Source organism: uncultured Parabacteroides sp. (assembly GCF_947855115.1).
Classification (GTDB): Bacteria; Bacteroidota; Bacteroidia; order Bacteroidales; family Tannerellaceae; genus Parabacteroides.
This window is the reverse complement of the sequence record NZ_CANTZW010000020.1, coordinates 1-22,691: the sequence shown is the minus strand read 5'-3', so window position 1 is coordinate 22,691 and position 22,691 is coordinate 1. Positions and strand designations below refer to the sequence as shown.

General features: G+C 43.5%; 22 protein-coding genes. 8 read left to right on the top strand and 14 right to left on the bottom strand.

What is annotated here, in order from left to right:
• Positions 1 to 11: 11 nt before the first annotated feature.
• The 3 genes from Q0110_RS12460 to Q0110_RS12450 all read right to left on the bottom strand — a co-directional run bounded on the left by Q0110_RS12460 (position 12) and on the right by Q0110_RS12450 (position 2,496).
• Positions 12 to 1,283 carry a HAMP domain-containing sensor histidine kinase gene (locus Q0110_RS12460; protein WP_297906702.1) on the bottom strand — a complete coding sequence of 424 codons (1,272 nt, stop codon included), beginning with the start codon at positions 1,281 to 1,283 and terminating at the stop codon, positions 12 to 14.
• A 2-nt stretch (positions 1,284 to 1,285) separates the two neighbouring features.
• On the bottom strand, positions 1,286 to 1,966 hold the full coding sequence (locus Q0110_RS12455; protein WP_297906699.1) for a response regulator transcription factor: 681 nt from the start codon (positions 1,964 to 1,966) through the stop codon (positions 1,286 to 1,288).
• Positions 1,967 to 2,043: 77 nt separating this feature from the next.
• A complete protein-coding gene (locus Q0110_RS12450; RefSeq protein WP_297906697.1) occupies positions 2,044 to 2,496 on the bottom strand; it encodes a PepSY-like domain-containing protein in 453 nt (150 codons plus the stop codon).
• 69 nt (positions 2,497 to 2,565) lie between these two features.
• Between Q0110_RS12450 and Q0110_RS12445 the strand changes: the two genes are divergently transcribed.
• The 8 genes from Q0110_RS12445 (at position 2,566) to Q0110_RS12410 (ending at position 8,010) form a co-directional block, all read left to right on the top strand.
• Positions 2,566 to 3,111, top strand: coding sequence for an RNA polymerase sigma factor (locus Q0110_RS12445; RefSeq protein ID WP_297906694.1), 546 nt, complete (start codon positions 2,566 to 2,568; stop codon positions 3,109 to 3,111).
• Complete coding sequence (locus Q0110_RS12440; protein WP_297906691.1) at positions 3,108 to 3,659, top strand: hypothetical protein; 552 nt, start codon at positions 3,108 to 3,110, stop codon at positions 3,657 to 3,659. Before Q0110_RS12445 ends, Q0110_RS12440 begins: the two co-directional genes overlap by 4 nt.
• A gap of 12 nt (positions 3,660 to 3,671) precedes the next feature.
• Positions 3,672 to 4,136 (top strand): hypothetical protein, encoded by a 465-nt coding sequence (locus Q0110_RS12435; protein WP_297906688.1) that lies wholly within the window; start codon positions 3,672 to 3,674, stop codon positions 4,134 to 4,136.
• Between the two features lie 21 nt (positions 4,137 to 4,157).
• Positions 4,158 to 5,063, top strand: a complete 906-nt coding sequence (locus Q0110_RS12430; protein ID WP_297906685.1) for an outer membrane beta-barrel protein — start codon at positions 4,158 to 4,160, stop codon at positions 5,061 to 5,063.
• 221 nt (positions 5,064 to 5,284) lie between these two features.
• Positions 5,285 to 5,755, top strand: a complete 471-nt coding sequence (gene trxA, locus Q0110_RS12425) for a thioredoxin (RefSeq protein WP_297906682.1) — start codon at positions 5,285 to 5,287, stop codon at positions 5,753 to 5,755.
• A gap of 173 nt (positions 5,756 to 5,928) precedes the next feature.
• Positions 5,929 to 6,765: a helix-turn-helix domain-containing protein gene (locus Q0110_RS12420; RefSeq protein WP_297906680.1), complete on the top strand. Its 837-nt coding sequence runs from the start codon at positions 5,929 to 5,931 to the stop codon at positions 6,763 to 6,765.
• A 94-nt stretch (positions 6,766 to 6,859) separates the two neighbouring features.
• Positions 6,860 to 7,441, top strand: a complete 582-nt coding sequence (locus tag Q0110_RS12415; RefSeq protein WP_297906677.1) for a DUF417 family protein — start codon at positions 6,860 to 6,862, stop codon at positions 7,439 to 7,441.
• Between the two features lie 176 nt (positions 7,442 to 7,617).
• Positions 7,618 to 8,010, top strand: a complete 393-nt coding sequence (locus Q0110_RS12410; RefSeq protein WP_297906674.1) for a YkvA family protein — start codon at positions 7,618 to 7,620, stop codon at positions 8,008 to 8,010.
• 7 nt (positions 8,011 to 8,017) lie between these two features.
• Here Q0110_RS12410 and bioD read toward each other — a convergent pair whose 3' ends face one another.
• The 11 genes from bioD to Q0110_RS12355 form a co-directional block, all read right to left on the bottom strand.
• The gene (gene bioD, locus Q0110_RS12405) at positions 8,018 to 8,686 is read right to left on the bottom strand and encodes a dethiobiotin synthase (RefSeq protein ID WP_297906671.1); all 669 of its coding nucleotides are present in this window, start codon (positions 8,684 to 8,686) and stop codon (positions 8,018 to 8,020) included.
• A gap of 252 nt (positions 8,687 to 8,938) precedes the next feature.
• Positions 8,939 to 9,700, bottom strand: a complete 762-nt coding sequence (bioC, locus tag Q0110_RS12400) for a malonyl-ACP O-methyltransferase BioC (RefSeq protein WP_366139671.1) — start codon at positions 9,698 to 9,700, stop codon at positions 8,939 to 8,941.
• Positions 9,691 to 10,356 carry a pimeloyl-ACP methyl esterase BioG family protein gene (locus Q0110_RS12395; protein ID WP_297906666.1) on the bottom strand — a complete coding sequence of 222 codons (666 nt, stop codon included), beginning with the start codon at positions 10,354 to 10,356 and terminating at the stop codon, positions 9,691 to 9,693. Before Q0110_RS12395 ends, bioC begins: the two co-directional genes overlap by 10 nt.
• Positions 10,357 to 10,453: 97 nt before the next feature.
• The gene (locus Q0110_RS12390; RefSeq protein ID WP_297906663.1) at positions 10,454 to 11,617 is read right to left on the bottom strand and encodes an 8-amino-7-oxononanoate synthase; all 1,164 of its coding nucleotides are present in this window, start codon (positions 11,615 to 11,617) and stop codon (positions 10,454 to 10,456) included.
• A 125-nt stretch (positions 11,618 to 11,742) separates the two neighbouring features.
• Positions 11,743 to 13,023, bottom strand: coding sequence for an adenosylmethionine--8-amino-7-oxononanoate transaminase (gene bioA, locus Q0110_RS12385; protein WP_297906660.1), 1,281 nt, complete (start codon positions 13,021 to 13,023; stop codon positions 11,743 to 11,745).
• On the bottom strand, positions 13,020 to 14,003 hold the full coding sequence (gene bioB, locus Q0110_RS12380) for a biotin synthase BioB (RefSeq protein WP_297906657.1): 984 nt from the start codon (positions 14,001 to 14,003) through the stop codon (positions 13,020 to 13,022). Before bioB ends, bioA begins: the two co-directional genes overlap by 4 nt.
• A 19-nt stretch (positions 14,004 to 14,022) precedes the next feature.
• Positions 14,023 to 14,538 carry a hypothetical protein gene (locus Q0110_RS12375; RefSeq protein ID WP_297906654.1) on the bottom strand — a complete coding sequence of 172 codons (516 nt, stop codon included), beginning with the start codon at positions 14,536 to 14,538 and terminating at the stop codon, positions 14,023 to 14,025.
• Between the two features lie 17 nt (positions 14,539 to 14,555).
• Positions 14,556 to 16,211 carry a peptide MFS transporter gene (locus Q0110_RS12370; protein ID WP_297906650.1) on the bottom strand — a complete coding sequence of 552 codons (1,656 nt, stop codon included), beginning with the start codon at positions 16,209 to 16,211 and terminating at the stop codon, positions 14,556 to 14,558.
• 26 nt (positions 16,212 to 16,237) lie between these two features.
• Positions 16,238 to 17,305, bottom strand: a complete 1,068-nt coding sequence (locus Q0110_RS12365; RefSeq protein WP_297906646.1) for a DUF4831 family protein — start codon at positions 17,303 to 17,305, stop codon at positions 16,238 to 16,240.
• A 268-nt stretch (positions 17,306 to 17,573) separates the two neighbouring features.
• Positions 17,574 to 19,220 (bottom strand): RagB/SusD family nutrient uptake outer membrane protein, encoded by a 1,647-nt coding sequence (locus tag Q0110_RS12360; protein ID WP_297906643.1) that lies wholly within the window; start codon positions 19,218 to 19,220, stop codon positions 17,574 to 17,576.
• Positions 19,221 to 19,238: 18 nt separating this feature from the next.
• Positions 19,239 to 22,640, bottom strand: coding sequence for a TonB-dependent receptor (locus Q0110_RS12355; RefSeq protein ID WP_366139670.1), 3,402 nt, complete (start codon positions 22,638 to 22,640; stop codon positions 19,239 to 19,241).
• Positions 22,641 to 22,691: the final 51 nt, after the last annotated feature.

Below are 22,691 nucleotides of genomic sequence, written 5' to 3'. Positions count from 1 at the left end.
AATTTCGGCTGTTAGTAAAATAATAATACAAATGTATGTGTCCCGTTAGCGTATTGGTAATCTATCCGGATCGAGTATAGATCGACTATTGATTTGACAATGGCCAGTCCAAGACCCGTAGATTCATTCTGTTTACTTTGGCTGGCGAAACGGGCAAATAATAATTCCTTATCAAGAGGTTGGTGTATTCCCGTGTTAGCGATCGTAAGCTTACGGCGAGAGATCGTGATCTCGATATCTCCTTTCTCGTAATTATGGACGTAGGCGTTTTTTATGAGATTGGTGATCAGCGTAACGGCCAATGACTCGTTCATGGTACAAACCAAGCTCTCTTTTTCGGAGACCCGTAAATGGATCGCTTTTCTTTCATATATGTCGTTGATTTCTTCTAATATCCTATGGATAAGATAATTCAAACAGATATCCCGGGCTTCCGGAAATTGTTTGTTATCTATCCTGGATAGCAATAGAAGGGATTTGTTCAGCCGGATGATACCGTTTAGCGCTTGATGCAGGCCGGCAATCTCCTTAAGTTGGTCTTCCGTGCAATCCGGATGCTCGCTTAATAATTCCAATTTGTTCATGCATACGGCTAATGGAGTCTGTAGCTCATGGGCTGCATTCTCCACGAAGTGCCTTTGCTTGTTGTATAGCTTCTCACTTTGGTTGGCACTTTCTCGAACGGTCTCGTTTAGTATTTTAAACTCCTCGATGGGTGTAGGATTACTTAATGGGGGATTGTATTTGCCTACTTGAAAACTTTTAAGCCAGTTTAACAGCTTATACAAGGGCTTAAAGCTTTTTTTGAATCCTTGGTGGATCACAAGTAAGATGCAACTTATCAATACAATATATAAAATCGCCATACTCCAGATGATCGTCTCGATCATATCTTCTTGTTCTAGGGTGGATAGTTCTAGCGTCAATTCATAGAACTTACGATCTTTAGTCATGAAATAAGTACGCAAGGCGCGAACTGGCTCATGCTCTTTCTCTATCTCAATATATACCGTAGTGTCATAGAACTCGTCTTTGTTTAGTTTGGCCTCGCTTTCCGGAACCTCACGTATGTAGTATCGGGTCATGATATCCACGTGGTCTTTCAGCAGTGTACTGTCTGCTAAAGCGGAACGAATGATAATTTCCTTGTAGTTCTCAAGGCTGTCATTCGTCTCATCTTCTACCTCATGTAGAATCATAAGGCAGAAAATACATCCCCAAATGGCGAAAATAACCAATATCGGGATAAATAAGTTGCGGAGGGTGTAATGGATTAGTTTCATGATTATTCCTCGTCGGTCATTTTATATCCGAAGCCATAGATCGCTTTTATCTCGGGGATGGCTCCGGCACTTTTTAGTTTCTTGCGCAGGTTCTTTACTTGGCTATAAATGAAGTCGAAACTATCGGCTTGATCAATATAATCTCCCCATACGGATTCGGCTAAAGTCGCTTTGCTGATCAAGCGATTGGGGTTGGATACGAAGTAATAGAGCAAGTCAAACTCCTTACGGTTCAATAAAATCTCTTTCCCGTTTATATAAACAGAGTGTTTGTCCGGATATATCGTTAGGTTTGACAAAGATAGTTGTAACTCTCCGTCTTGCTGTTTGCGACGGATAACGCTCTTGATGCGGGCGTTCAGTTCTGCCAGATGGAATGGCTTGGTCAGATAATCGTCTGCCCCGAGATCTAGCCCGGCGACTTTATCCTCAATGGAATCTTTTGCGGAGATAATGATTATACTGTCTTTCTTACGTAAAGCCTTTAATTCTTTCAATAAGGTGAGGCCACTACCTCCCGGAAGCATAATGTCTAATATGATGCAATCATAGTCATAACCACCTATTTTAAGAGATGCTTCCCGGAAGGAGGAAGCGCTCTCTACCACATATCGCTCTTTATCGAGAGAACGGACGATCACTTCTCTCAATGCATCTTCGTCTTCAACTACCAGAATTTTCATAAGCTAGTTTGTTAATGACACAAAACTACTGAAATATTCTGGTAAAAATCTGGAAAAGGTAAAGATTTGGTATTGTTCTATTTCAATAATTGGGCTTCCGAGTTAAACGTGAGGTTCACCTCGTTATTCTCGTGTTCTAACTTGAATACGTAAAATGTTCCCGAGGGCTTATCTATTTGTATCACTTCGACTATCCTGTATTCATGGTAGGCAGAATTGGCTAGGTTATCTATGATATTAACAGGAACATCCTCTGCGTGAATATCGAATTTTGTGCTTAGCCATTCATCCTTTTTACCGAGTAGAACTTCTTTCTTGACACCTTTATCTTTGATATTCACTTCTGTGCCGGCATTATCTTTATCATAACCGGTAACGGTTGCTTCCGGATATTTTGCCAAGATTGCCTTTTGGATTGATTGGGGTACTGGTTTATCTTCAGGATATTGTTTCTTTTGTTGGCAACCAACGATCATGAATAAGCAGCAAGTCATGAATAAAATTGCTGTAAATGATGCTTTTACTCTCATAACGTTTAAGTTTTTTATTACAAACAAGCAGGTGGTAAGCAAAGTTTTTCCCAAATAAGTTAATTATTCATGATATGTTTTTCTTCCTTTGTCGTCTTGATTATAGAAATGGAACTTGAGACGTTTAAAATAACCGTGCTACTTCTCCGGCAGAAGATGTTGAATTTCTCCCGGAGACTGGTTGAAGACACAGCCGATGCGGAGGATGTGGTGCAAGAGGCGTTCATAAGGCTTTGGTATATCCGGGAAAAACTGGATACCTACCATAGCGTGGAGGCACTGGCTATGCAGGTTACGAAAAATCTCTCATTGGATAAAATAAAATCGCGAAAGCCACAGGGATCGGATTTGGAGAGCGTCACATTGGTATCGGAAGCGGTTAGCCCGGACGAACAATTGGAGCAGAGGGATGCCGCCGAGTGCATACGGCGCTTGATCGCCCAGTTACCTACTTTGCAGCAAACCATTATCCGGATGAAAGATGTAGAGGGTTATGAGCTAGCCGAGATCGCAGAGATTACGGCTACACCGGTCGAGAACGTCCGGGTAAATCTCTCAAGGGCTCGGAAGAGGATACGAGAACAGTTTTTACAATTAAATAAGCAAAAGAAATGAACATAGACGAATTATTGAACCGATATTTTGAAGGGGAGACTTCTTCGGAGGAAGAGCGTGAACTTCGAATCTTCTTTACTTCCGGGAATGTTCCGGACAGGTTGGCGGTTTATACGCCTATGTTTGCTTATTGGGAGGAAGAGAGCCGAAAGGTACGACAGCCGGATGAGGCGCTGATTCCGATTGATGAGGATATCCTTTCTATGTTGGATGCGGAAAAGGAAGAGGAGGAGAAGGAGAAGACGTTTACTTTACGCTCCGTGTTGTATCTGGTATCCGGTATCGCCGCTAGTTTCTTGTTGTTTTTGGGGCTTAACCATTTGTTGAATCCGGTTGACCCTTGTTTTTGCTCTGATAATTATGTCGTTATAAACGGTCGTTGTTATACGGATATTCATAAGGTTCGCTCCATGGCGATGGAAGCTTTGCAGGAGGTGGCCACACCTGTGGACGAGTACTTCCCGGAAGTAGATCCTGATGAGGCCGACCGTGTGATTATAGATAACCAATTGAACGAGTTTCGTTCTTTATTTGATGATAATGAATAAAATACTGTAAATATGAGACGATTCAAATACATGTTATTGTTGCTGGTGGCGATATCTTGCCTAATGCCTTGTGGCGTCTCGGCAACCGAGACACAGAAAGACTTGAAGATTCAGGAAGTCTTTCGGCGATATGGTAAAAAACGTAATGTCACGATGGTGGAATTGTCTAACGAGATGCTGGAGACGTATGGCATGACTCGTTATAAGAGTATTACGATCAAGGATGATCCGGAAGCCCTGCGGTTTACCCGCCAATGTTTGGAAGTTGACCAGAAAGGGGCCCGGAAGATCAAGGAGGTAACGGACGATGGAGGAGTCGTTTCTGCGTATTACCAGTTGAAGGGTATGGAAGCTGACATCAACCGTTTTGTCCTTTTTAAGGTCAACAAGAAAGGGGTAATAACCTTGGTGTATATCGAGGGTGATCTGGATAGCGATGATTTGATCACGCTATTATTTACAAAGAAAGATTTATAAACAAACAAAACAGATAGGAAGATGAGAAGAATACTTTTAGTCTTAATGGTTTGCTTCCCGGTAATCGGGTTGATGGCTGCCGAGGTTGAGCCTTTGGCTGGGGATACGGTTATCACCCTTGATAGAAAGCGTATTGAGGTAAAAGACAACGGCGATCGCATGAAAGTCCGAGTGTATGAGGTAGACGAGGACGGAGACTCTGTGGATGACGAGTTGATCTTTGAGGGGCATTACCGTAACGGACAAAGCTATGAACGCCGTAAACACGTGAAGTCTATTAATATTCCCGTGCCTACTTGGGATAAGGATTTTAATCCTCATTGGGCGGGATTTGGAATGGGCTTCGCCAATTTTGCGGATGGGAGTTTGCATGTGAATGATGTAAGCGGAGTCTCCCTTCGCAGTGGAAACTCGCTGGAATATAACTTGAACGTATTGGAAAAGGCTTTTCCGTTCTCTCGGTATCGTTGGGCAGTGGTGATCGGTGCCGGTATGCGTTGGAGCCGTTACCGTATAGATACGAATGAGTATTTCAGGGAGATCGACGGTGTCACGGCTTTGCGTCCGGCCCCTGAGGGTGTTACGTTGAAAGCAAGTAAGTTGAATATTACGAGCCTGACCATTCCCTTGTTATTGGAATGGCAACCTAAAAAGCGTTCGAATGAGTTCTTCTTGTCTGCGGGCGTGGTTGGCGTGATCAAGACTTGCTCCTCCTCTAAGATCGTATATACTGACGCTTCTGATAAAAAGCATAAGGAGAAAATGGATTCAGGTATGAATATCCGTCCGGTAACCATGGATTTCTTATTCCAAGCCGGTTGGGATTGGATCGGTCTTTACGCCAAGTATTCACCGATTGGCCTCTTTGAAAATGGAAAAGGCCCGAAGGTACATCCGGTTTCTATCGGTTTGCAATTGCATTTGTAACCTTGTCGGGGCTTTGCGGGAAAAGAATATATGATATGCCGAATCTTGCCAGCCAAGGTTCGGCATTTATATTGAAGAAACTTATTTTATGTTTTTTTGAAAGCTATCGGGAAATATCGCTAACTTATCCGGTAATATGGCTATTCTTAAATCGTGGAAATAAGATGAACTTTGCGATATAAATAAAAGACAAAGTAATAACGATGAAAAGAAAGTTCAAGATGGATTTTATAAAGGCCGGTATCGTAGTATTTGCGAGCCTTTTGGTAGGAACGGCAGACGCAAGTAATGGGAATGGGAGTAATAACAATAATACGGAAAATAAAATGATGGTAATAGAATTGACACAAGAAGATTTCATAAAAAAAGTATATGATTTTGAGACGAATCCGAACGCATGGAACTTTGAGGGTGATAAACCTGCGGTTATTGATTTCTATGCGACTTGGTGCGGGCCTTGCAAGATGATGTCTCCTATCTTGGATGAGATCAGTAAAGAGTACGAGGGTAAAATCAATGTATATAAGGTGAATGTCGATAAGGAGGCAGATTTGGCAAACGTTTTCGGTATTCGCAGTATTCCTTCTTTATTGTTTGTTCCGATGAGAAAGGAACCGAGTTTGGTTCAAGGGGCTATGCCGAAGAATGAGTTGAAGAAGCTGGTAGATAACATTTTATTAGAGAGAAAATAATCCATATATCGTACGGTTTGTAGAGATGCGGTGTGGCTGTGTCTCTCACCGGCGGTATTGTTTATGAGGTTTGCGGGTACGGTCGCTCTGGAAGTTTACTGGGAATAAAGTGAACTTCCTCTTTTGTTAGTATAATATTGTTATCTTTATCCATTTAAAATCCGGTAAAATCTATGGAATATATATTTAGTACCCGCCTAAGAGGTAATATCGCATTGACCGATTCGTATCATACGAACCTCGCTTTGCGGAAAGATAATACGCTTTACAAATTTATTTGGGTACAAGACGGTTCGTTACGGCTGGAGATCGATCATATACCGGTAACTTTAGTGAAAGGCGAGATTATCCCCTTAACTCCTTTGCATCACGTCGAGTTCAAGGCGATCAACGGCGAGTATCTGACGCTTTTGTTCAACAGCAACTTCTATTGTATTTTCGGACATGACAATGAGGTATCGTGTAACGGTTTTCTTTTTAACGGTACAGCCAATGTAATGCGATTGGAATTAAGTGAGTCTCAAGTCCTATCTCTGCGCGATATTACCGATAACTTGGCAGGTGAGTACAACATAAAAGACAATTTGCGAGAGGAAATGCTTCGTATCTTATTGAAGCGTTTCATCATTTTATGTACTCGTATCGCACGTGAGAAGTTCTCGGTAAGTCCTGGACGGGAAAATACGTTCGATATGGTCCGACAGTTTTATATATTGGTTGATAATCATTTTAAGGAAAAGAAGATGGTTCAGGATTATGCGGATATGCTGTACCGATCCCCCAAGACCTTATCGAATCTTTTTATGATTTACGGATTGCCTTCACCGTTACGGATTATCCATGAGCGGATTGAGGCTGAGGCCAAACGATTGCTATTATATAGCCAGAAAAGTGCGAAGGAAATTGCGGAGATCTTGGGGTTTGAGGATCAAGCGACATTCAGCCGCTTTTTCAAGAAAATGACGGGAGAGAGCGTATCTGAGTATCGAAAAAGAGAGAAACAGGAATAATTGCCAACTCATCCGGTGAAATCGCCATTTGCGGTATAAGTGTATCAACCGATCTTTGCGGTATAAGTTCAATACTATAAAACAAAATAATAAGATGGAAAAGTTGAAAGACCTGTTTTACTCTTTTTTGCAAGTGGCGGCCTCTACCCGGAAGCTCGGTATTAATTTGATCCGTGTGGCGATCTTAATCGTATTCGTATGGATCGGTGGCTTAAAGTTTTGGAATTATGAAGCGGAAGGTATCGTACCCTTTGTGGCGAACAGCCCTTTTATGAGTTTCTTCTATACGAAAAGTGCTCCCGAGTACAAGATGTATAAGTTAAAAGAAGGAGAGTTCGACCCGGCGAAACATGAGTGGCATCAGGAGAATAACACATATGGTTTCTCTTGCGGCTTGGGTATCTTGATCATGGTGATCGGTATCTTGACCTTCCTCGGTATTTTCTCGCCGGAGATCGGTTTGATAGGGGCGGGATTGGCTATAATCATGACGTTCGGGACGTTGTCTTTCTTGGTCACGACACCGGAGGTCTGGGTGCCTGACCTCGGTAGCGGTGAGTTTGGTTTCCCGTTATTGTCGGGAGCCGGACGGTTGGTGATAAAAGATACGGTGATATTGGCCGGGGCGATCGTGATTCTGTCGGATTCGGCCCAACGGATATTAAAGAAGAGATAAATACCCTGCTTTTAGATTAAATGAACCGGACGTAGATAGGCTCTGCGTCCGGTTGCTTGTTTTGTACAAGCATCGAATATGAGGGGGAATGGCGTTTGTGATATTTCCTCGTTCAGTGTGTGATTTTTCTACACTACTTGTTATCTTTGTGAAAGATGATTTAATAAGATTCGTTTATGGATACAAGAAAAATTGAGGATATTCCTTTCGAGGAAGTACATGAGATACAGAAATATGGCTCTTATTTCTCGGAGAATAGTTTTTGGAAAAAGGTAGAGCGGGTAGCGAAGAAGGTAGGGGGGACGGTGTTGCGTCCTGTCTTCACGCTATATTATATGTTGCAAGATGAAAAGGTGCCTCTTCAACATAAGGCCTATATAATCGGGGCTTTAGGATACTTCATATTGCCTTTTGACTTAATCCCGGAGAGTGTGCTCCCTATTATCGGCTTCACGGACGATGTGGCGGTGATGACTTTTGTATTGAAAATGGTGAAGGATAGTATTACGCCAGAGATCCGTAGGAAAACGGATCAGAAAATATTGGAACTATTCCCTGATCCGGTTTGATCTGGTGTTATAGCAATGGACGAATATCGGGAAGCTCCTCGCTTCCTTTTTTCATTTCCGGGAGAAGAATTAAGGGGATCTCCGGAAATTTGGCTTTTAGATAATCCAAGGTATTTGCCTCGATCAGCGGGTCGAGGCTTGGATATTGATTATAGACGATGGCTTTTACCTTGATGCCGTATCGTTCGCAGGCGTACAGGCTAAGTAAAGTATGATTGATGCTTCCCAACTTGCCGGAAGTAACCAGTATCAGGGGATACGATTGTTCCTTTATATAATCGATCGTGAGGGATTCCATGTCGTTCGGAACCATCAGTCCTCCAGCTCCTTCCAGTAATACATACTCATAGATTTCTTGCAATCGCCGGGTGGCTTGGGTGATTGTGCCTAAATCAATACTTCGCCCATCTTTCGCCGCAGCCATATGGGGAGAGCAAGGATAAGTGAAGATATAAGGGCAAGTCAGCCCTTGCGTATCCTCGTTGGTAAAGGGTATCCCTTGGATTTGGCGATGTACCTCAATATCTTCCGATACGTTCTCGCATCCGGTTTGTATCATCTTCTGGGTGATCACTTTCTTTCCTGCTTTCGCCAAGGTCTTGGCGATCATTCCGGTGGCTATGGTCTTTCCGACGTTCGTGTCTATACCGGAGATAAATAATACGTTTCCTTTCATTCTATAGTTGTTTTATGTGTTATTGAAGACATTTATGTGCTTCATTTATTTCTCTAGTAAGTTTATCCTTTTCATCCGATAACTTTCCCCCTTTCTATCTGTTCCATAGGCTGTCTATTATCCGTCGCATGATCGTCCACCATCCGTTGGATGATCTTGTGACGGATAGTGGATAGTCAAGGTCTGTAGATGAATAGCCTAAGGTTACGAGAAGATCAGGCTAACCCTATTAGAAGAAAAGGCTATTGCAACCTACTTCTTGACCGCTAAGATATAGAGTGGACGGTAGGTCAGTACGACATTGCCATCTGCGGAGGAAAATCTCTCTTGATAATCCCGGCAGAAACGTTCCTGTTTTCCCCGTGTCCAGATACAAGAGGTGTTGGCTGTGACCCCTGTGTACTTTAGATGTTTCAGCACCTCCAACGGATGCCGAAAGGTAAGGGGAATATTTCCTTCCTCCTCATGAACGATGTGGAAATCGGTGGATAACCACTCCCTTAATTGTCCGACGGTAGGATAGGAGAGCCCTTCTCCGGTTAGTTCCTTGATCTCATGGAGGTTGTCCGGCATGAAGGTGTTGAATGCCAGCATGCCTTGAGGCGATAGAATGGACGATAACTTATGAAGGAAACTCGAGAGGTCTTTCATCCATTGTAAGGTAGAAGCAGAGGCTATCAAATCGAACGTGCCGGGGAAAGCCAGTCGCTCGGCATCACCGACCAAGAATAGAGGAGAACGGGAAGAGAATAGCTCTTCGATGGTGCTCTGCCAAGTCTCACAAAGATCATTGAGTACCCATTCCTCAATCTGGCATTCTTGTTTTAATAAACGGGTGAACCCACCGCTTCCGCAACCGATTTCCAGTACTCTGTGGAAATGAGAGGAGGTATATGCGGTCAATAGTTGTATTAGATGGGCGCATATCCGCTTCTGGGCTTCCGCATGATCATCGTATGTCTTCACCGCTTGACTGAAACGCTTGCGGATACGTTCTTGCTTGATTACTTCCATAATTCGTTCCATGATTGATAGTGGTAAAAAGGAAGATGAGGCGCCTTGATCTCTTGGATGGGACAACGGCCTTGCCAATAGTTCCGAAGATGGGTTATCGGAAAAATCTTATCTTCGGTAGACAGGATGGCTCGATCCCAGAAAGTGGATATCTGCGGATCAGACAGCCCGATCTTTTCCGGGAGGATGTGATTGTATAGAAATTCCAGTTCCTCCTTGATCTCCTCCAACGGGCGCAAAGGGAGTTCCGAATATCGATTGAGAGTTTCCTTATCTCTGCACATCCTACGGTTAAAACGACGCATACCTTCCTCGCTAATATGACTAAGGGTTCCCTCAAAGATCGTGGTTGGGATACCTAGCGTATCGTGAATGGGAAAAGGAGTACCGTTTATGGCGGTTGCCGTGGTAAAGGATCGTTTATCTGCCCAAAGATGAGTGGCAACCCATACGCCTAAAGACCAAGCGATAAGATGGACCTCTTTATAGGAGTCGAATGTCTCTTCGAACGTAAGCTTCCTGTAGTCGTAGGCAATCCATAGGTCTGTCTGCTCCGGTACTTTCAGGTGGTGGAAAAGTTCCGGAGAGGTGGACCAGCCGGCTAGACAGAGGATCAGACTAGGGGATTGCTTATTTATTATCTTATCTATATACATACTATCGATTTAATTTATATACATATTATCTATCCGGAGTTGTAGAGACGGGGCGTGCCCCGTCTCATCCCCTCAAAATAGTAATTTAAGAATACTATCAGTCGGTGGGAGACGGGGCACGCCCCGTCTCTACAATCAGTTGATGAATATTTTTTATTGTTAGGTTTGCCGTAAGGGAGAAACGAATACGGGAGGTACCTTTGGGCACTGTCGGTGGGCGAACTGGGAGACAGTAGAAGCCTTTCCGTTGCAACTCTTCTGCCTTCCGTACGCAATCCTCACTCTCTCCCACGATGAAAGGGATGATATGGCTTTGGCTGATTTCACCACCTTTGCCTGTCAAAGCCTCTGCTAGCAATTGGCTATACACTAGAAGATTTTCCCGTTCCTTCACAAGTGACGGGAGTTTTTCCCAGATGAAAGAAGTCCATGCGATCTGGAATGGTGGTAGGGCTGTACTGAATATGAGCGGTCGCATCGTATTGACCAGATATTCCCGTATTGTAGAGGAACAAACCAGATAGGCCCCCATAGACGCTAACGCCTTGCCGAAAGTACCGACCAATAGATCAATATCATGGATACAGCTTTGCTCCTCGGCGATACCTAACCCGATCTTTCCGCGGACTCCGATGGCGTGGGCCTCATCTACGTATAATAGGATATTGGGATATCGCCTCTTGAGGGTTACTAGTCGGTTTAAGTCCGCTACATCCCCGTCCATGCTGAAAATACTTTCGGTCAAGATGATGATTGTCTCGTATTGGTTGATATTCTTCTGTATGAGGCGTTCCAGTTGATCATAGTCGTTGTGGCGGTAGCGGAGGAAAGGGGAACCACTCAATAAGATACCATCGATGATACTGGCATGTACTAGTTTATCGGCGAGTAATAAGGTCTGCTTATCAGCCAAAGCCGGAAGGATTCCGGTATTGGCATGATAGCCGCTATTAAAAACCAATGCGGCTTCCCGGTCGAAGGAGCAGGCGATCTGTTTCTCCAGTTTCGTGTATATGGAGAAATTGCCCGTCAGCAGACGGGATGAGGAGGAAGAGTAGGGGTAGAAGCGACCTTGTGTGGATGCTTGAAACTCCTCTTGTAAATCCTGCCGGCTGGCCAGTCCCAGATAATCGTTGGAAGAGAGATTCAGCATACGCTTTCCCTCTTTCAATACCCATATCCCTTGATGCTCTACTTCCGGTAAATACCTGAGATTCCCGGAGGCTCGTAATGCCGTAAGTTGTTCGTTATATGATTTCATCTATTTATGTATTATCCGGTTGTAGAGACGGGGCGTGCCCCGTCTCATCCCATCCAAATGATAACTTAGGATACACATTAGTCTGTAGTGAGACGGGGCACGCCCCGTCTCTACAACTAGATATGTTAATTATGCGTTAATACTCTCAATAAGCCGGAGGTTAGTTTGGATAGTTCATTCGTGGAGATTACGAAAGGGGGCATGAGGTAAACCAGCCGTCCGAATGGACGTACCCATATCCCTTCCTCTACGAATCGGCGTTGCAATATCGCCATATCCACCGGATGCTTCATCTCGATAACCCCGATCGCTCCCAGTACCCGTACCTCCGCTACTTCAGGCAGCTTGATGGCTGGTGCTAATTCTGTCCGTAATTGCTCCTCTATACGCTTCACTTTCTCTTGCCAATGGCTGGCAATTAATAATGAGATTGAGGCTGAAGCGATAGCGCATGCCAAGGGATTTCCCATAAACGTAGGTCCATGCATAAAGCATCCGGCCTCGCCGGAGCAGATCGTGTCGGCTATCAGCTTTGTCGTAATCGTGGCAGAAAGCGTAAGATAACCTCCCGTCAATGCCTTCCCGATACACATGATATCGGGCTCAACCCCCGCATGTTCCCATGCGAACAACTTTCCGGTACGCCCAAAGCCTGTCGCTATCTCGTCGAATATCAATAAGACGTTATACCGTTCACAAAGTTCCCGGGCACGAACGAGGAAAGTGGGGGAGTAGAAATACATGCCTCCGGCCCCTTGTACGACCGGTTCTAAGATCAAGGCGGCGATCTCGTCCGCATGCCGCTCTAATAAATCCTGTAAGGGAGTTATGGCCTCCTCTTTCCATTCCTCGCCGAATCGGACCGAAGGTTGAGGTATGAAGTATTGGATGGGTAAGCTTCCCGAGAAGAGCCCATGCATACCCGTCACCGGATCGCATACCGACATGGCGTGCCATGTGTCCCCGTGATAGCCACTACGGATCGTGGCGAAAGTATGTTTTTTCGGTACACCTTTGGACTGCCAGTATTGGATCGCCATCTTTAAGGCTACTTCCACGGCGACCGAGCCACTATCCGCTAGGAATATCTTTTCCATAGAAGGAGGAAGCAGCGGCAGTAATTTAGCGGCTAATTCAACAGCAGGCTCGTGCGTAAATCCCCCGAACATGATATGGCTCATTTTATCTAGTTGGGTTTTAGCCGCTGCGTTAAGTATTGGATGATTGTATCCGTGAACCGCAGCCCACCAAGAGGACATTCCGTCTATTAGTTCCTTGCCGTCCGCAAGGGTTATCGTTACGCCTTCTGCCTTGACTACGGGATAGACAGGAAGCGGGTTGATGGTCGAGGTGTAGGGATGCCATAGATGATCCCGGTCGTATTGTAAAAGTTCGGTTGTTGTCATTTTTCCCAATCGGTATTTTCGGTAAGTGAATAGCCTTCGGAGGTAAATAAGACTTTGTCTTCTTCTACCTTGCTTCCGATGGTCGTTAATAAATCTCCGATGATAGCGGAGTTAATCCCGATATACAGGGATTTTCGTTGCGTGGCCTCGCTTAGTTGCGCCCGTCCACCGGAGAAACGGAGGAAGGCTTTCGGATTGATCAAGCGGAAAAGAGCGATCGTTGTCAGCCATTCTTCTTCTTGTAAGATCAATGTATTCTCCATTGGGGTTCCCGGTATCGGCTGCAATAAATTGAGTGGAATGGATAAGATACCTTCTTTTCGTAAGAAACAAGCCATCTCGATTCGTTCCTCCATCGTCTCGCCCATGCCGATAATACCACCGCAGCAGATACGGAAACCAATTTCCCTGGCGGTATGGATGGTTTCCATCTTCTGCTCGATCGTATGTGTAGAACAGAGCTGACGGAAATAGGAAGGGGCAGTCTCAATATTACAGTGATAATTCTCCACTCCGCTATCGTAAAGCGATTGGAGTTGGGAACGGGTAAGTAGTCCCATGGAAGCGCAACATTTGATATCGCTTTGCCGCTTGATTTGCCGGATCGTATTGGTGATTTGTTCCATTTCTTTATCCGATACTCGCTTACCGCTAGTCACCAAAGCAAAACGCTGGATGCCCTGTTTTCGGTTGTATACCGCATGACGGACACATTCCTTGGCCGGAAGCAAAGGGTATAAGTTTACGAGAGTTTTGTAATGTCCCGATTGTGCGCACCATTTACAATCCTCGCTGCAATTGCCGCTTTTGGCGTTGATGATGGAGCAAGTATCGAACTTATTCCCCATAAAATGGCGGGTGATTTGGTGGGCGGCTTCGTAAAGCGCCTCTTTATCCGGGTGATTCGCTAGGCTTAAAGCCTGTTCCTCATTAATCTCCCCACCCTCTAGGATGTACTGCTTCGCTTCTTCTATTGTCATTTTCTTTAATTTGATAATTTCACGTATATATACCTAGTTGTAGAGACGGGGCGTGCCCCGTCTCATCCCCTCTAAATGGTAACTTAAGATACACATTAGTCTGTAGTGAGACGGGGCACGCCCCGTCTCTACAACTGGGATGGGAATAAGAAAGGCGGGAAGTATTCGAAAGAATACTTCCCGCCTTTGCTATATTATATAATGTATAGTGAGCTACACGATGAGCCGGATGAGCGATCTCATTCGAAGCCAATACCGGGAATAATGCCACAAACAGTCCGTACGATGTCGCAAGGCTCCATTTATCCTCCCCGGTATTCTCCTTTTCTTCCTTATCCACTTTGAAAAATCCGTCCATGAACGTACCGATAGCGGTATGTAAAGACTGATTTTTTTTCTCGAAGCGATCGGCTACTGAAAAGGACAATTGTCCGATCGTAACAGCCCTCTGTACACTGATGAAAGCCGCATACGCCTTCCGGCTCCATCTTCTGAAACGGAGTGCCTGTGAACGATATGTATACGACTTCCTCATCCTCTAATTTTCAATTGTCAAGCCACTTTATCCAGTTTCTTCATAATGGAGAACATGAACAACGCAGACAGTAAGCAAAGAACGATCAATACGCTCCATACCATCCACAATTCCATGCCTCCCCACAAATAACCGATGATAGCGACCAGATAGTTACCGATAGCCGTAGCTACGAACCAACCTCCCATCATCATACCTTTGTATTTAGGAGGAGCCACTTTGGATACGAAAGAGATACCCATCGGAGAAAGCAATAATTCAGCGAAGGTCAATACCAGATAAGTCGAGATCAACCAATTCGGAGAAACCAATACCTGCAATTTGCTATCTGCTGCCAAAGCATCCGGTGTAGGCAAACCCATGGAACCGATCGCCAAAATCAAGAAACCGCAAGCGGCGATCATCATACCCAATCCGATCTTGCGAGGTGCGGACGGTTCTTTCTTCTTATTAGCCAGATAACCAAAGATCGCCAATGATACCGGAGTCAATACAACCACGAAGAACGGGTTAAATTGCTGGAAGGTCTGTGGAAGAATCGTTAGAGTTTCTGGCATAGCCATATACTTGATGCCTAGAACGGCTAACGCAGCTACAGTCACGATACCTGCGATAGTCTTACCTTTACTCGTTGTGGATTGTGCGATCGCAAATCCTCCATACACAGCGATTGCTAATAACGTTAGGTTGATCACGTCGAAACCGATACGATCCAAGCCTGTTACTTGATTTGCCGTATAGTCGCGAGCAAAGAACGTCATTGTCAGACCATTTTGATGGAAGGCCATCCAGAAGAACAATACAACGGCGAATACCAGCAGCAAAGCGATGATACGTTGCTTGGTCTCGGCAGGTGATAGTTCCTCTTGCGGAACGTGGGAGGCTTGTGCCTGTTTGGTGTTGACATCCGCATGCTTAAAGGTAGAGCGGAATCCCATATAGATAGCCATCGATATAATCAATGAGATACAAGCTACACCAAATCCGTAATTGTATGCCTCAGATAATTTCTCGATATAAGTAGAGCAGAATGTGGCTGTATCGCCGGTGAAACCTTGTGCGCTTTGTAGAGCGGCGAGCGCCTCTTTATTCTCTGCGGAGATTGTTCCGTTCAAGAATTGGTGTGCGAGTGCCGGGATTTGCGATTCGTAGAAAAGGTTGTATTTACCCAGCATCCAGTCTGTCATTTTAGTAGCAGCCGTAGGTGCGTACATAGCGCCGATATTGATCGCCATATAGAACAAACTAAAGGCTTGGTCACGCTTACTTCTGTATTCCGGGGCATCGTAAAGATTACCTACCATCACCTGTAAGTTTCCTTTGAATAATCCGGTACCGCAAGCGATCAGTGCGAGCGAGCCGAACATCAAAATTTTCCCGGAAGCAGCATCAGTCGGTATCGCTAACAATAGATAACCGATAAACATGATGATAATACCCGACGTAACCATCTTTCCATAACCGAACTTATCGGCCATCATACCGCCAATCAATGGCATAAAATACACGAACGCTAGGAAACTAGCGAAAATCGTTGATGTCTCGGCGGCCGTATAGCCGAATTTAGCTTGCAAGAATAGTGTGAAAATCGCAAGCATAGTGTAGTAGCCGAAGCGTTCGCCCGTGTTTGCGAGTGCGAGGGCATAGAGACCTTTAGGTTGTCCTTGTAACATGTGTTTTAGATAATATTAGTTTATACTTATTGAATAATTTGCTTTATGGCACCGGTTTCCGGATAGAAAAGAACCTTGACAGGAGCTTTCTTGTCTTCAAACATAACAGGGGCCAGTCCTTCCTGCGTTCCGAATTGAGTGATTTGAGCTTCTCCTTTGTAGAGTGTTTTTTTGTTCATTATTATTTCAATACTAGCTTTTCCCGGAACATTGTAAACGATCCCTTTCAATGATTTCTCTTTTTTCTCGGCTTCTTTGGCGTCAAGGAGCGGGGCTTTTTCTATTGCTTTCAAATTCATATAGATAGGAGTACCGCTTAAATCATCTGCGTCTACGATACCTAGTTGCTTGGAGAAACGGAACAATACTTCTTTATCTAGGTCATCGTGCGGGATGATACTTACTTCATAATGGTCGGTTTCCTTTGTCAAGATTCCGGTGAATAGATTTGTCAGCGCTTTCTCTTGCTCTTCCAATTGTTGGATCACTAGTTTCATGGCCTCACCATCGGGCGGTAAATTATCTGCTTCTCCGGTCAAGATGTTTAAACGGCTTTCCCGGATACGGTAGATTTGCTTGGCGGCTACTTCCGCTTGTTTTGCTGTAGAGCCGGCCATTAATAATTCTTCCGAGAATACAGATGCGTCTGTTACTTTTTGTTGGGCTTTTTTACCCTTTTCCACGGCATCGAGTTCGGGATCGGCAGGTGTATATTCTGCATTTATCGAGCATAATAGTCCATCCTCGGTAAGATAGGCGTAAGGGGCAACTGTACCTTGCTTGAATTCCACGATATATGTGTTATCTGCATCGGGTAATCCCCGGTTGATTAAATTGATTTTCCCAAGATCGAAATAGACTTTGTCTTCCGTGACAGCGTCTTTCACGCCTAGATATTTCTCTGCGTATTGGTAGTAAGGTCCGGCTTTGCAAGTCACTTTCGTTACCTCGGCATCTACGACCAGTGAGGTTTTGGGCAACGAGTAGGTGATTCCGAAATTATTTGCTTTCACAGCATTCTTTTTTATCACCTTGGTTTGCGCCATAAGCTGCATACCAAGGAGCAAACTTACTATTATGATTAAATTCTTCATATCCCGTTTATTTAATTCTGCGTATTACTGCGCAAAACTAGGAAATATTTTGCGTAAAACCAACCCGGAATGTTTTCTTTATCTGTATTATCTTGATTATAATCTTAAAAAAGCGATTAGTATTTAGGAGAAAGCATGAGGTCTTGGTGGTAAGGCTTTTTCTCTGACATAAAATAGCCTAGATTCTGTGAGGTAAGAGAACCTAGGCTATTCGGAATAATACTTTAGTGCTTAAATTTATCTCACCGTAGATGGTGGTAGTTTCGCTTTAATAATTGTCGTTCTGTGTTAACGCTCCTCCTACGTAATCGATCTCATTTTGCGGGATCGGATAGGGGTAGGTTTTGTCTGTGACGTATGTACCGGCTCCAGAATATTTTCCCTCGGCGGTTTTGCCGAATGCCTGCATGGTGGAAACAAATGTTCCCCAACGGAGTAGGTCATAAAGCCGCAAACCTTCACCTCCCAACTCGACACGGCGTTCATGACGGACCGCTTTTCGTAAATCATCCGATATTTTAACTTTATATTTTGCATTGAATATCTCTTCGGTCACTTTTTTGTCTTCAGTGACATTGAACTTACGATATTTTGCGTAACTATCGGTTGGAGATGTCGTAACGAAAGCACGATAACGAACCTCATTGATGAGATCCACCGCTTTTTGTTTATCATCGTTGGTCTCAATCAAGCATTCGGCATACATTAACAAGACATCTGCATAACGAATGTGATAGAATGTCCAGTCAGTATTTAGCAAATCCCCGAGTGGTCGTCTGGACCAGTCCGGATATTGCTTACGGCTGTGTTGTAGCGTATAATTGTCATATCCGGAGTAGTCGTGAACCTCCTCTGTCCCATCGTCTTTAGTAAATATATCTCCGGTCGACAAAACCGTGTGTACTAAACGGGGGTCACCTATTTCATATTCATTCACTAAATCGTTCGTGGGGCATTCTCCACCCCATCCTCCGGCGATGCCACGTCCGACATTCATCTGTGGGCAAGTGCTTCCACTTGTATAGTTTGGGATATAAGAACGTAAAGTGATAAAAACAGATTCTTTAGACATATACCCTTCGGATACGCTGTTAAATAGTTTTTCGTAATCGTCCACTAAATCGTAACAACCAGATTCTACAACCGCTTTTAAGTCAGATTTTGCAGCTTCATAGTTCCCGTAAAAGAGTAATACTCTGGCACGGAATGCCATAGCTGCTTCTTTGGTGATACGTCCAAGTTCCGAGGTCGGTAAATCTTTTGCGCTAGGCAAGTTTGGTTCAGAGATAGCAATATTTAAATCCTCAAGTATAAAGTTCATGACATCTTCCTTGTTCGCTTTCGTTATACTTCCTTTATCAACAGCATTTAACGGTCTATCAATGATCGGGATATTCGTGAAGATCGCCGCTAAATCATAGTAATAAAACGCACGCATAAAATGTACTTCTGCTATCCAGCGTTGTTTCTCTTCCGTACTGACTAACGCCCCTCCGTCATCGATTAATTCGGTCTCAGGAGTGATAAGTGACAAAAATACGTTGCAGGCAGAGATGGCCGTTTTGTAACGATGGTCCCAAAGTTTAGTCAGTAAACCACTGGTGGCGGTAGGATTACCTCTTGTCACTTCTGTTATGGTAACACGATCTCCTGCGTCAGAACCTCCTTTGGCGAAGTCATCCGTCAATTGATCGCCAAGGTCAAATTTCATCCATTGATATTCTTCGCTAGTTAGTATAGGTTGATAGCAATTTACCAGAAGTTTGTACCCTGCATTTTTAGTACTTAAGTAGGTCTCTTCATCCAAAGTCCCTAATGTCGGGCGATCAAGGAAATCACTATTACAGCTAATCGTTAGGATGCTGATGCATATTAACGATACGAATAGTTTTCCAAAATTTAATATTGATTTCATAATATGTCCGTTTTTAGATTATAATTTCATACTAAGGCCGACCATGAAAGTTCTCGGCTGTGGATAAAATCCCATATCACATCCTTTGTATTGAGGAGAGTTATTTATTTCTCCAATTTCAGGGTCGAGTCCAGAATATCCCGTGATCGTGAATAAGTTTTGTGCTGCCACAAATACACGGAGATTATTGATCGTAATCTTTTTGGTCAAGGAAGATGGGATCGTATAACCGATTTGAAAGTTTTTTAATCGGATATAAGAGCCATTTTCTACATACCAGTCAGACATTTCCAAATTCATGCGACTATCTGAGTCTATCGCAAAATTCTCATTTGTACTACCCGGGCCATTCCAATAAGTGGTCAATATATCTTTGGGAGCATTATACCAGCCTGTTCCCGAGTAGATATCATATTTCAAAATATTCAAGATATCATTGCCAACAGAACCTTGGAAGAATGCGGTAACATCGAATCCTTTATATTCAGCACCAAGGGTAAGTCCGAATGTGAAATCCGGATGAGGATTTCCTGTCATTGTACGGTCTTCATCATCTAGTTTCCCGTCTTTATTCAGATCTAGAAATTTCAAATCTCCGGGTTTTGCGTTAGGCATAACTACCTGTCCGTTATTCTTGTAATTGTCAATTTCCTCTTGTGTTTGGAAAACTCCATCTGTCTTATAGCCGTAGAAGTAACCGATGGGTTTACCTGGTTCGATCATTGTATAAGAGTAATAGCCCAGATGAATACCTTTACCCGGTATATTAGCTCCGCTACCTAAACTTTTTACTTCATTTTTATAAGTAGATATATTTCCATTGATATGATATTGGAACTCTTTTCCGATTTTACCATCATATCCAAGCGTGATTTCAAATCCTTTATTACTTACACTACCTGCATTCATCCACGGAGTGTTGGGGAATCCTAGTGAACTTGGAACGGGAACCTGTACCAGCATATCGCTAGTCTTGCGGTCGAAGTAGTCGAATGTTGCTCTTAAAGAACCTTTGAAAAAAGCTAAATCTAGTCCAAAATCTAGTTGACGGGTTGTTTCCCATCTTAGATCAGGATTTCCTACTTGGGTACGTCCGGCATATAAAGTTGATTGGTATGGATTACCGAAGAGGTAGTAACTACCATTTCCGAACGTATTCATATAAGCTCCAGATGAAATGGTTTGATTTCCGATCTCACCCCAAGCAGCTCTCAATTTACCTTGTGACAACCAATCCATATTTTTCATAAAGTTCTCTTCCGAGAAATTCCAACCAGCGGATACAGAAGGAAAACATCCCCATTTATTACCGTCTGCAAACATAGATGAGCCATCCCAGCGGATATTTGCCGTGATCATATAACGATTGTCGAAGGAATAGAAAATACGACCAAAGTATGAGTTGAGAGATGTCGTGGAGATGTAGCCGGTAGCATTCGGGTTTTGTGTACCTGCGTTAATAATCTGCTGACTTACATCATTATTAACTTGACCTTCCTTATATGCGTATATCTCCTCATAACGATTTTTTTCTGCGGAGGTTCCAGCCATAGCGGTTACAGTATGTTTGTCGAATTTTTGATTGTAAGTCAGATAGTTGTCGAATACCCAATAATCTGTATTGGCAACACTTCTGCTGGCTGCCGCATAAGTGGAATATTCATCTCCGTCAAGATAATAAGACGGACGGAAAGAATCGCTTTGATTTCGAATTAAGTCAATGGCAATACTAGATTTGAATGTCAAAAACGGGAATAACTTGAATTCTCCAGATACATTACTTTTGGTTGCGATACCATGCCACTGGTTTAATGCCTGTCTATCTACTTGTGCGACAGTGTTCGGTTTGTTGGAATAGATAATTCCTGTATAGCGAGACCAAGGATTGGTCGGTTCGTAACCACTCATGATCCGGTCTTTCATAAAGTCAGGAATATCAACCAAATTATCTCGGTAAACAGGCGTGATCGGATCTGCCGCAAGTGTACTGAAAACGGTTGCGGTATAAGAGTTATTCTCGTCTAAATTTCGTCTGGATTCATAAATTACGTTTACATTTGCTGAGAGGTTTAACCATTTTGTAACCTCGGAGTCTAGATTCAATCGACCGGATAACCGCTCATAGTCTGAACCTTTTAGTATACCTTGTTGATCCATATATCCGAAACTAGCTCGGTATCTTAATTTATTCATACCGCCAGAAAATGCTAAGTTATAATTTTGATTCAAAGCTTCCGCTGGTTTACGTGTTGTTTCTTTCCACCAATTCGTTCCTTCCCGTCCTCCATTTTTCTCAAGGAATGAGAGGATTTGTTCTCTTTTCTCTTGGGTAGAGAAGTCATCGATCAAAGCTTTACCAGAAGCAGCATAAGCTCGGTTTTTGTATTCCATGAATCCTTCGGCATCTAACATGTCATATGTTTTAGGGATATCTTGGAAACCAATACTCATATCAAACTCGATATTACTTCTGTAACTTTCGCCAGATGCCCCTCGTTTCGTGGAAATAAGGATCACACCGTTTGCGGCACGGGCTCCGTAGATAGCTTGTGCGGAAGCATCTTTCAATACTTCCATACTTTCGATATCACGGGCGTTTAACCAACCAATATCAGTTTGTGGAAGTCCGTCTACTACATACAAAGGATTGTTGTTATTAATGGTTCCTACACCACGGATACGTACGTTGCCCATGGATCCGGGGCTACCGGAACTTGCGGTAATAGTAACACCGGCTGCTTTACCTTGCAAGGCATCTGCTGCGCTACGAAGAGGAAGGTTTGCGATTTCGTCTCCTTTTACTTGGGAGACAGCTCCGGTCAGGTCTCTTTTCTTGAAGGAACCGTAACCTACGACTACTACTTCATCTAGCTTCTGAGTATCTTCTGCTAAAGTGACGTTAAGATTACTTTGGTTACCTATGTTGATACTCTGTTGGAGATAGCCGATGTATGAGAATTCAATAGTTGCGTTTGCGGGAACATTTTCCAAGATATAGTTTCCATCCATATCAGTCATTGATCCTATCGTTGTGTCTTTTACCACAACATTTACTCCGATCAGAGGTTCACCGTTTTGTCCTACCACTTGTCCGGTTAAACGTTTACCATTTTGGTTGGTGGATGGTAACTCTTTGTTTTTCATGGTCTTGTTGGTAAGTACCACGTGATTTTTGACAATTTTATATGTGATATCCGTACCTTTAAAAACGTTATTCAATACTTGTTCTATGGATTCTCCATGGATATTGACATCAACTCGTTTATTCAGATTGATTTGATTATCATTATAGAAGAATTTATATTCACTTTGGTCTTCAATAGCCTTAAAAACCTCAGTGATAGTACCTTTTGTGATATCCAAGGAAATGATTTGCGCCGATGCCGCTTCTGTATACGGCTGGAAAAAGGTCAAGCACAAACCTAAGAATAATGATTTTTTCAGGGTGCTGTAATTAGTTCTACCAGAACT

Excerpts from the sequence above, each read along its gene's own strand:
- Q0110_RS12460 (WP_297906702.1), bottom strand. The coding sequence starts at position 1,283 with ATGAAACTAATCCATTACACCCTCCGCAACTTATTTATCCCGATATTG.
- Q0110_RS12455 (WP_297906699.1), bottom strand. The coding sequence starts at position 1,966 with ATGAAAATTCTGGTAGTTGAAGACGAAGATGCATTGAGAGAAGTGATC.
- Q0110_RS12450 (WP_297906697.1), bottom strand. The coding sequence starts at position 2,496 with ATGAGAGTAAAAGCATCATTTACAGCAATTTTATTCATGACTTGCTGC.
- Q0110_RS12445 (WP_297906694.1), top strand. The coding sequence starts at position 2,566 with ATGATATGTTTTTCTTCCTTTGTCGTCTTGATTATAGAAATGGAACTT.
- Q0110_RS12440 (WP_297906691.1), top strand. The coding sequence starts at position 3,108 with ATGAACATAGACGAATTATTGAACCGATATTTTGAAGGGGAGACTTCT.
- Q0110_RS12435 (WP_297906688.1), top strand. The coding sequence starts at position 3,672 with ATGAGACGATTCAAATACATGTTATTGTTGCTGGTGGCGATATCTTGC.
- Q0110_RS12430 (WP_297906685.1), top strand. The coding sequence starts at position 4,158 with ATGAGAAGAATACTTTTAGTCTTAATGGTTTGCTTCCCGGTAATCGGG.
- trxA (WP_297906682.1), top strand. The coding sequence starts at position 5,285 with ATGGATTTTATAAAGGCCGGTATCGTAGTATTTGCGAGCCTTTTGGTA.
- Q0110_RS12420 (WP_297906680.1), top strand. The coding sequence starts at position 5,929 with ATGGAATATATATTTAGTACCCGCCTAAGAGGTAATATCGCATTGACC.
- Q0110_RS12415 (WP_297906677.1), top strand. The coding sequence starts at position 6,860 with ATGGAAAAGTTGAAAGACCTGTTTTACTCTTTTTTGCAAGTGGCGGCC.
- Q0110_RS12410 (WP_297906674.1), top strand. The coding sequence starts at position 7,618 with ATGGATACAAGAAAAATTGAGGATATTCCTTTCGAGGAAGTACATGAG.
- bioD (WP_297906671.1), bottom strand. The coding sequence starts at position 8,686 with ATGAAAGGAAACGTATTATTTATCTCCGGTATAGACACGAACGTCGGA.
- bioC (WP_366139671.1), bottom strand. The coding sequence starts at position 9,700 with ATGGAAGTAATCAAGCAAGAACGTATCCGCAAGCGTTTCAGTCAAGCG.
- Q0110_RS12395 (WP_297906666.1), bottom strand. The coding sequence starts at position 10,356 with ATGTATATAGATAAGATAATAAATAAGCAATCCCCTAGTCTGATCCTC.
- Q0110_RS12390 (WP_297906663.1), bottom strand. The coding sequence starts at position 11,617 with ATGAAATCATATAACGAACAACTTACGGCATTACGAGCCTCCGGGAAT.
- bioA (WP_297906660.1), bottom strand. The coding sequence starts at position 13,023 with ATGACAACAACCGAACTTTTACAATACGACCGGGATCATCTATGGCAT.
- bioB (WP_297906657.1), bottom strand. The coding sequence starts at position 14,003 with ATGACAATAGAAGAAGCGAAGCAGTACATCCTAGAGGGTGGGGAGATT.
- Q0110_RS12375 (WP_297906654.1), bottom strand. The coding sequence starts at position 14,538 with ATGAGGAAGTCGTATACATATCGTTCACAGGCACTCCGTTTCAGAAGA.
- Q0110_RS12370 (WP_297906650.1), bottom strand. The coding sequence starts at position 16,211 with ATGTTACAAGGACAACCTAAAGGTCTCTATGCCCTCGCACTCGCAAAC.
- Q0110_RS12365 (WP_297906646.1), bottom strand. The coding sequence starts at position 17,305 with ATGAAGAATTTAATCATAATAGTAAGTTTGCTCCTTGGTATGCAGCTT.
- Q0110_RS12360 (WP_297906643.1), bottom strand. The coding sequence starts at position 19,220 with ATGAAATCAATATTAAATTTTGGAAAACTATTCGTATCGTTAATATGC.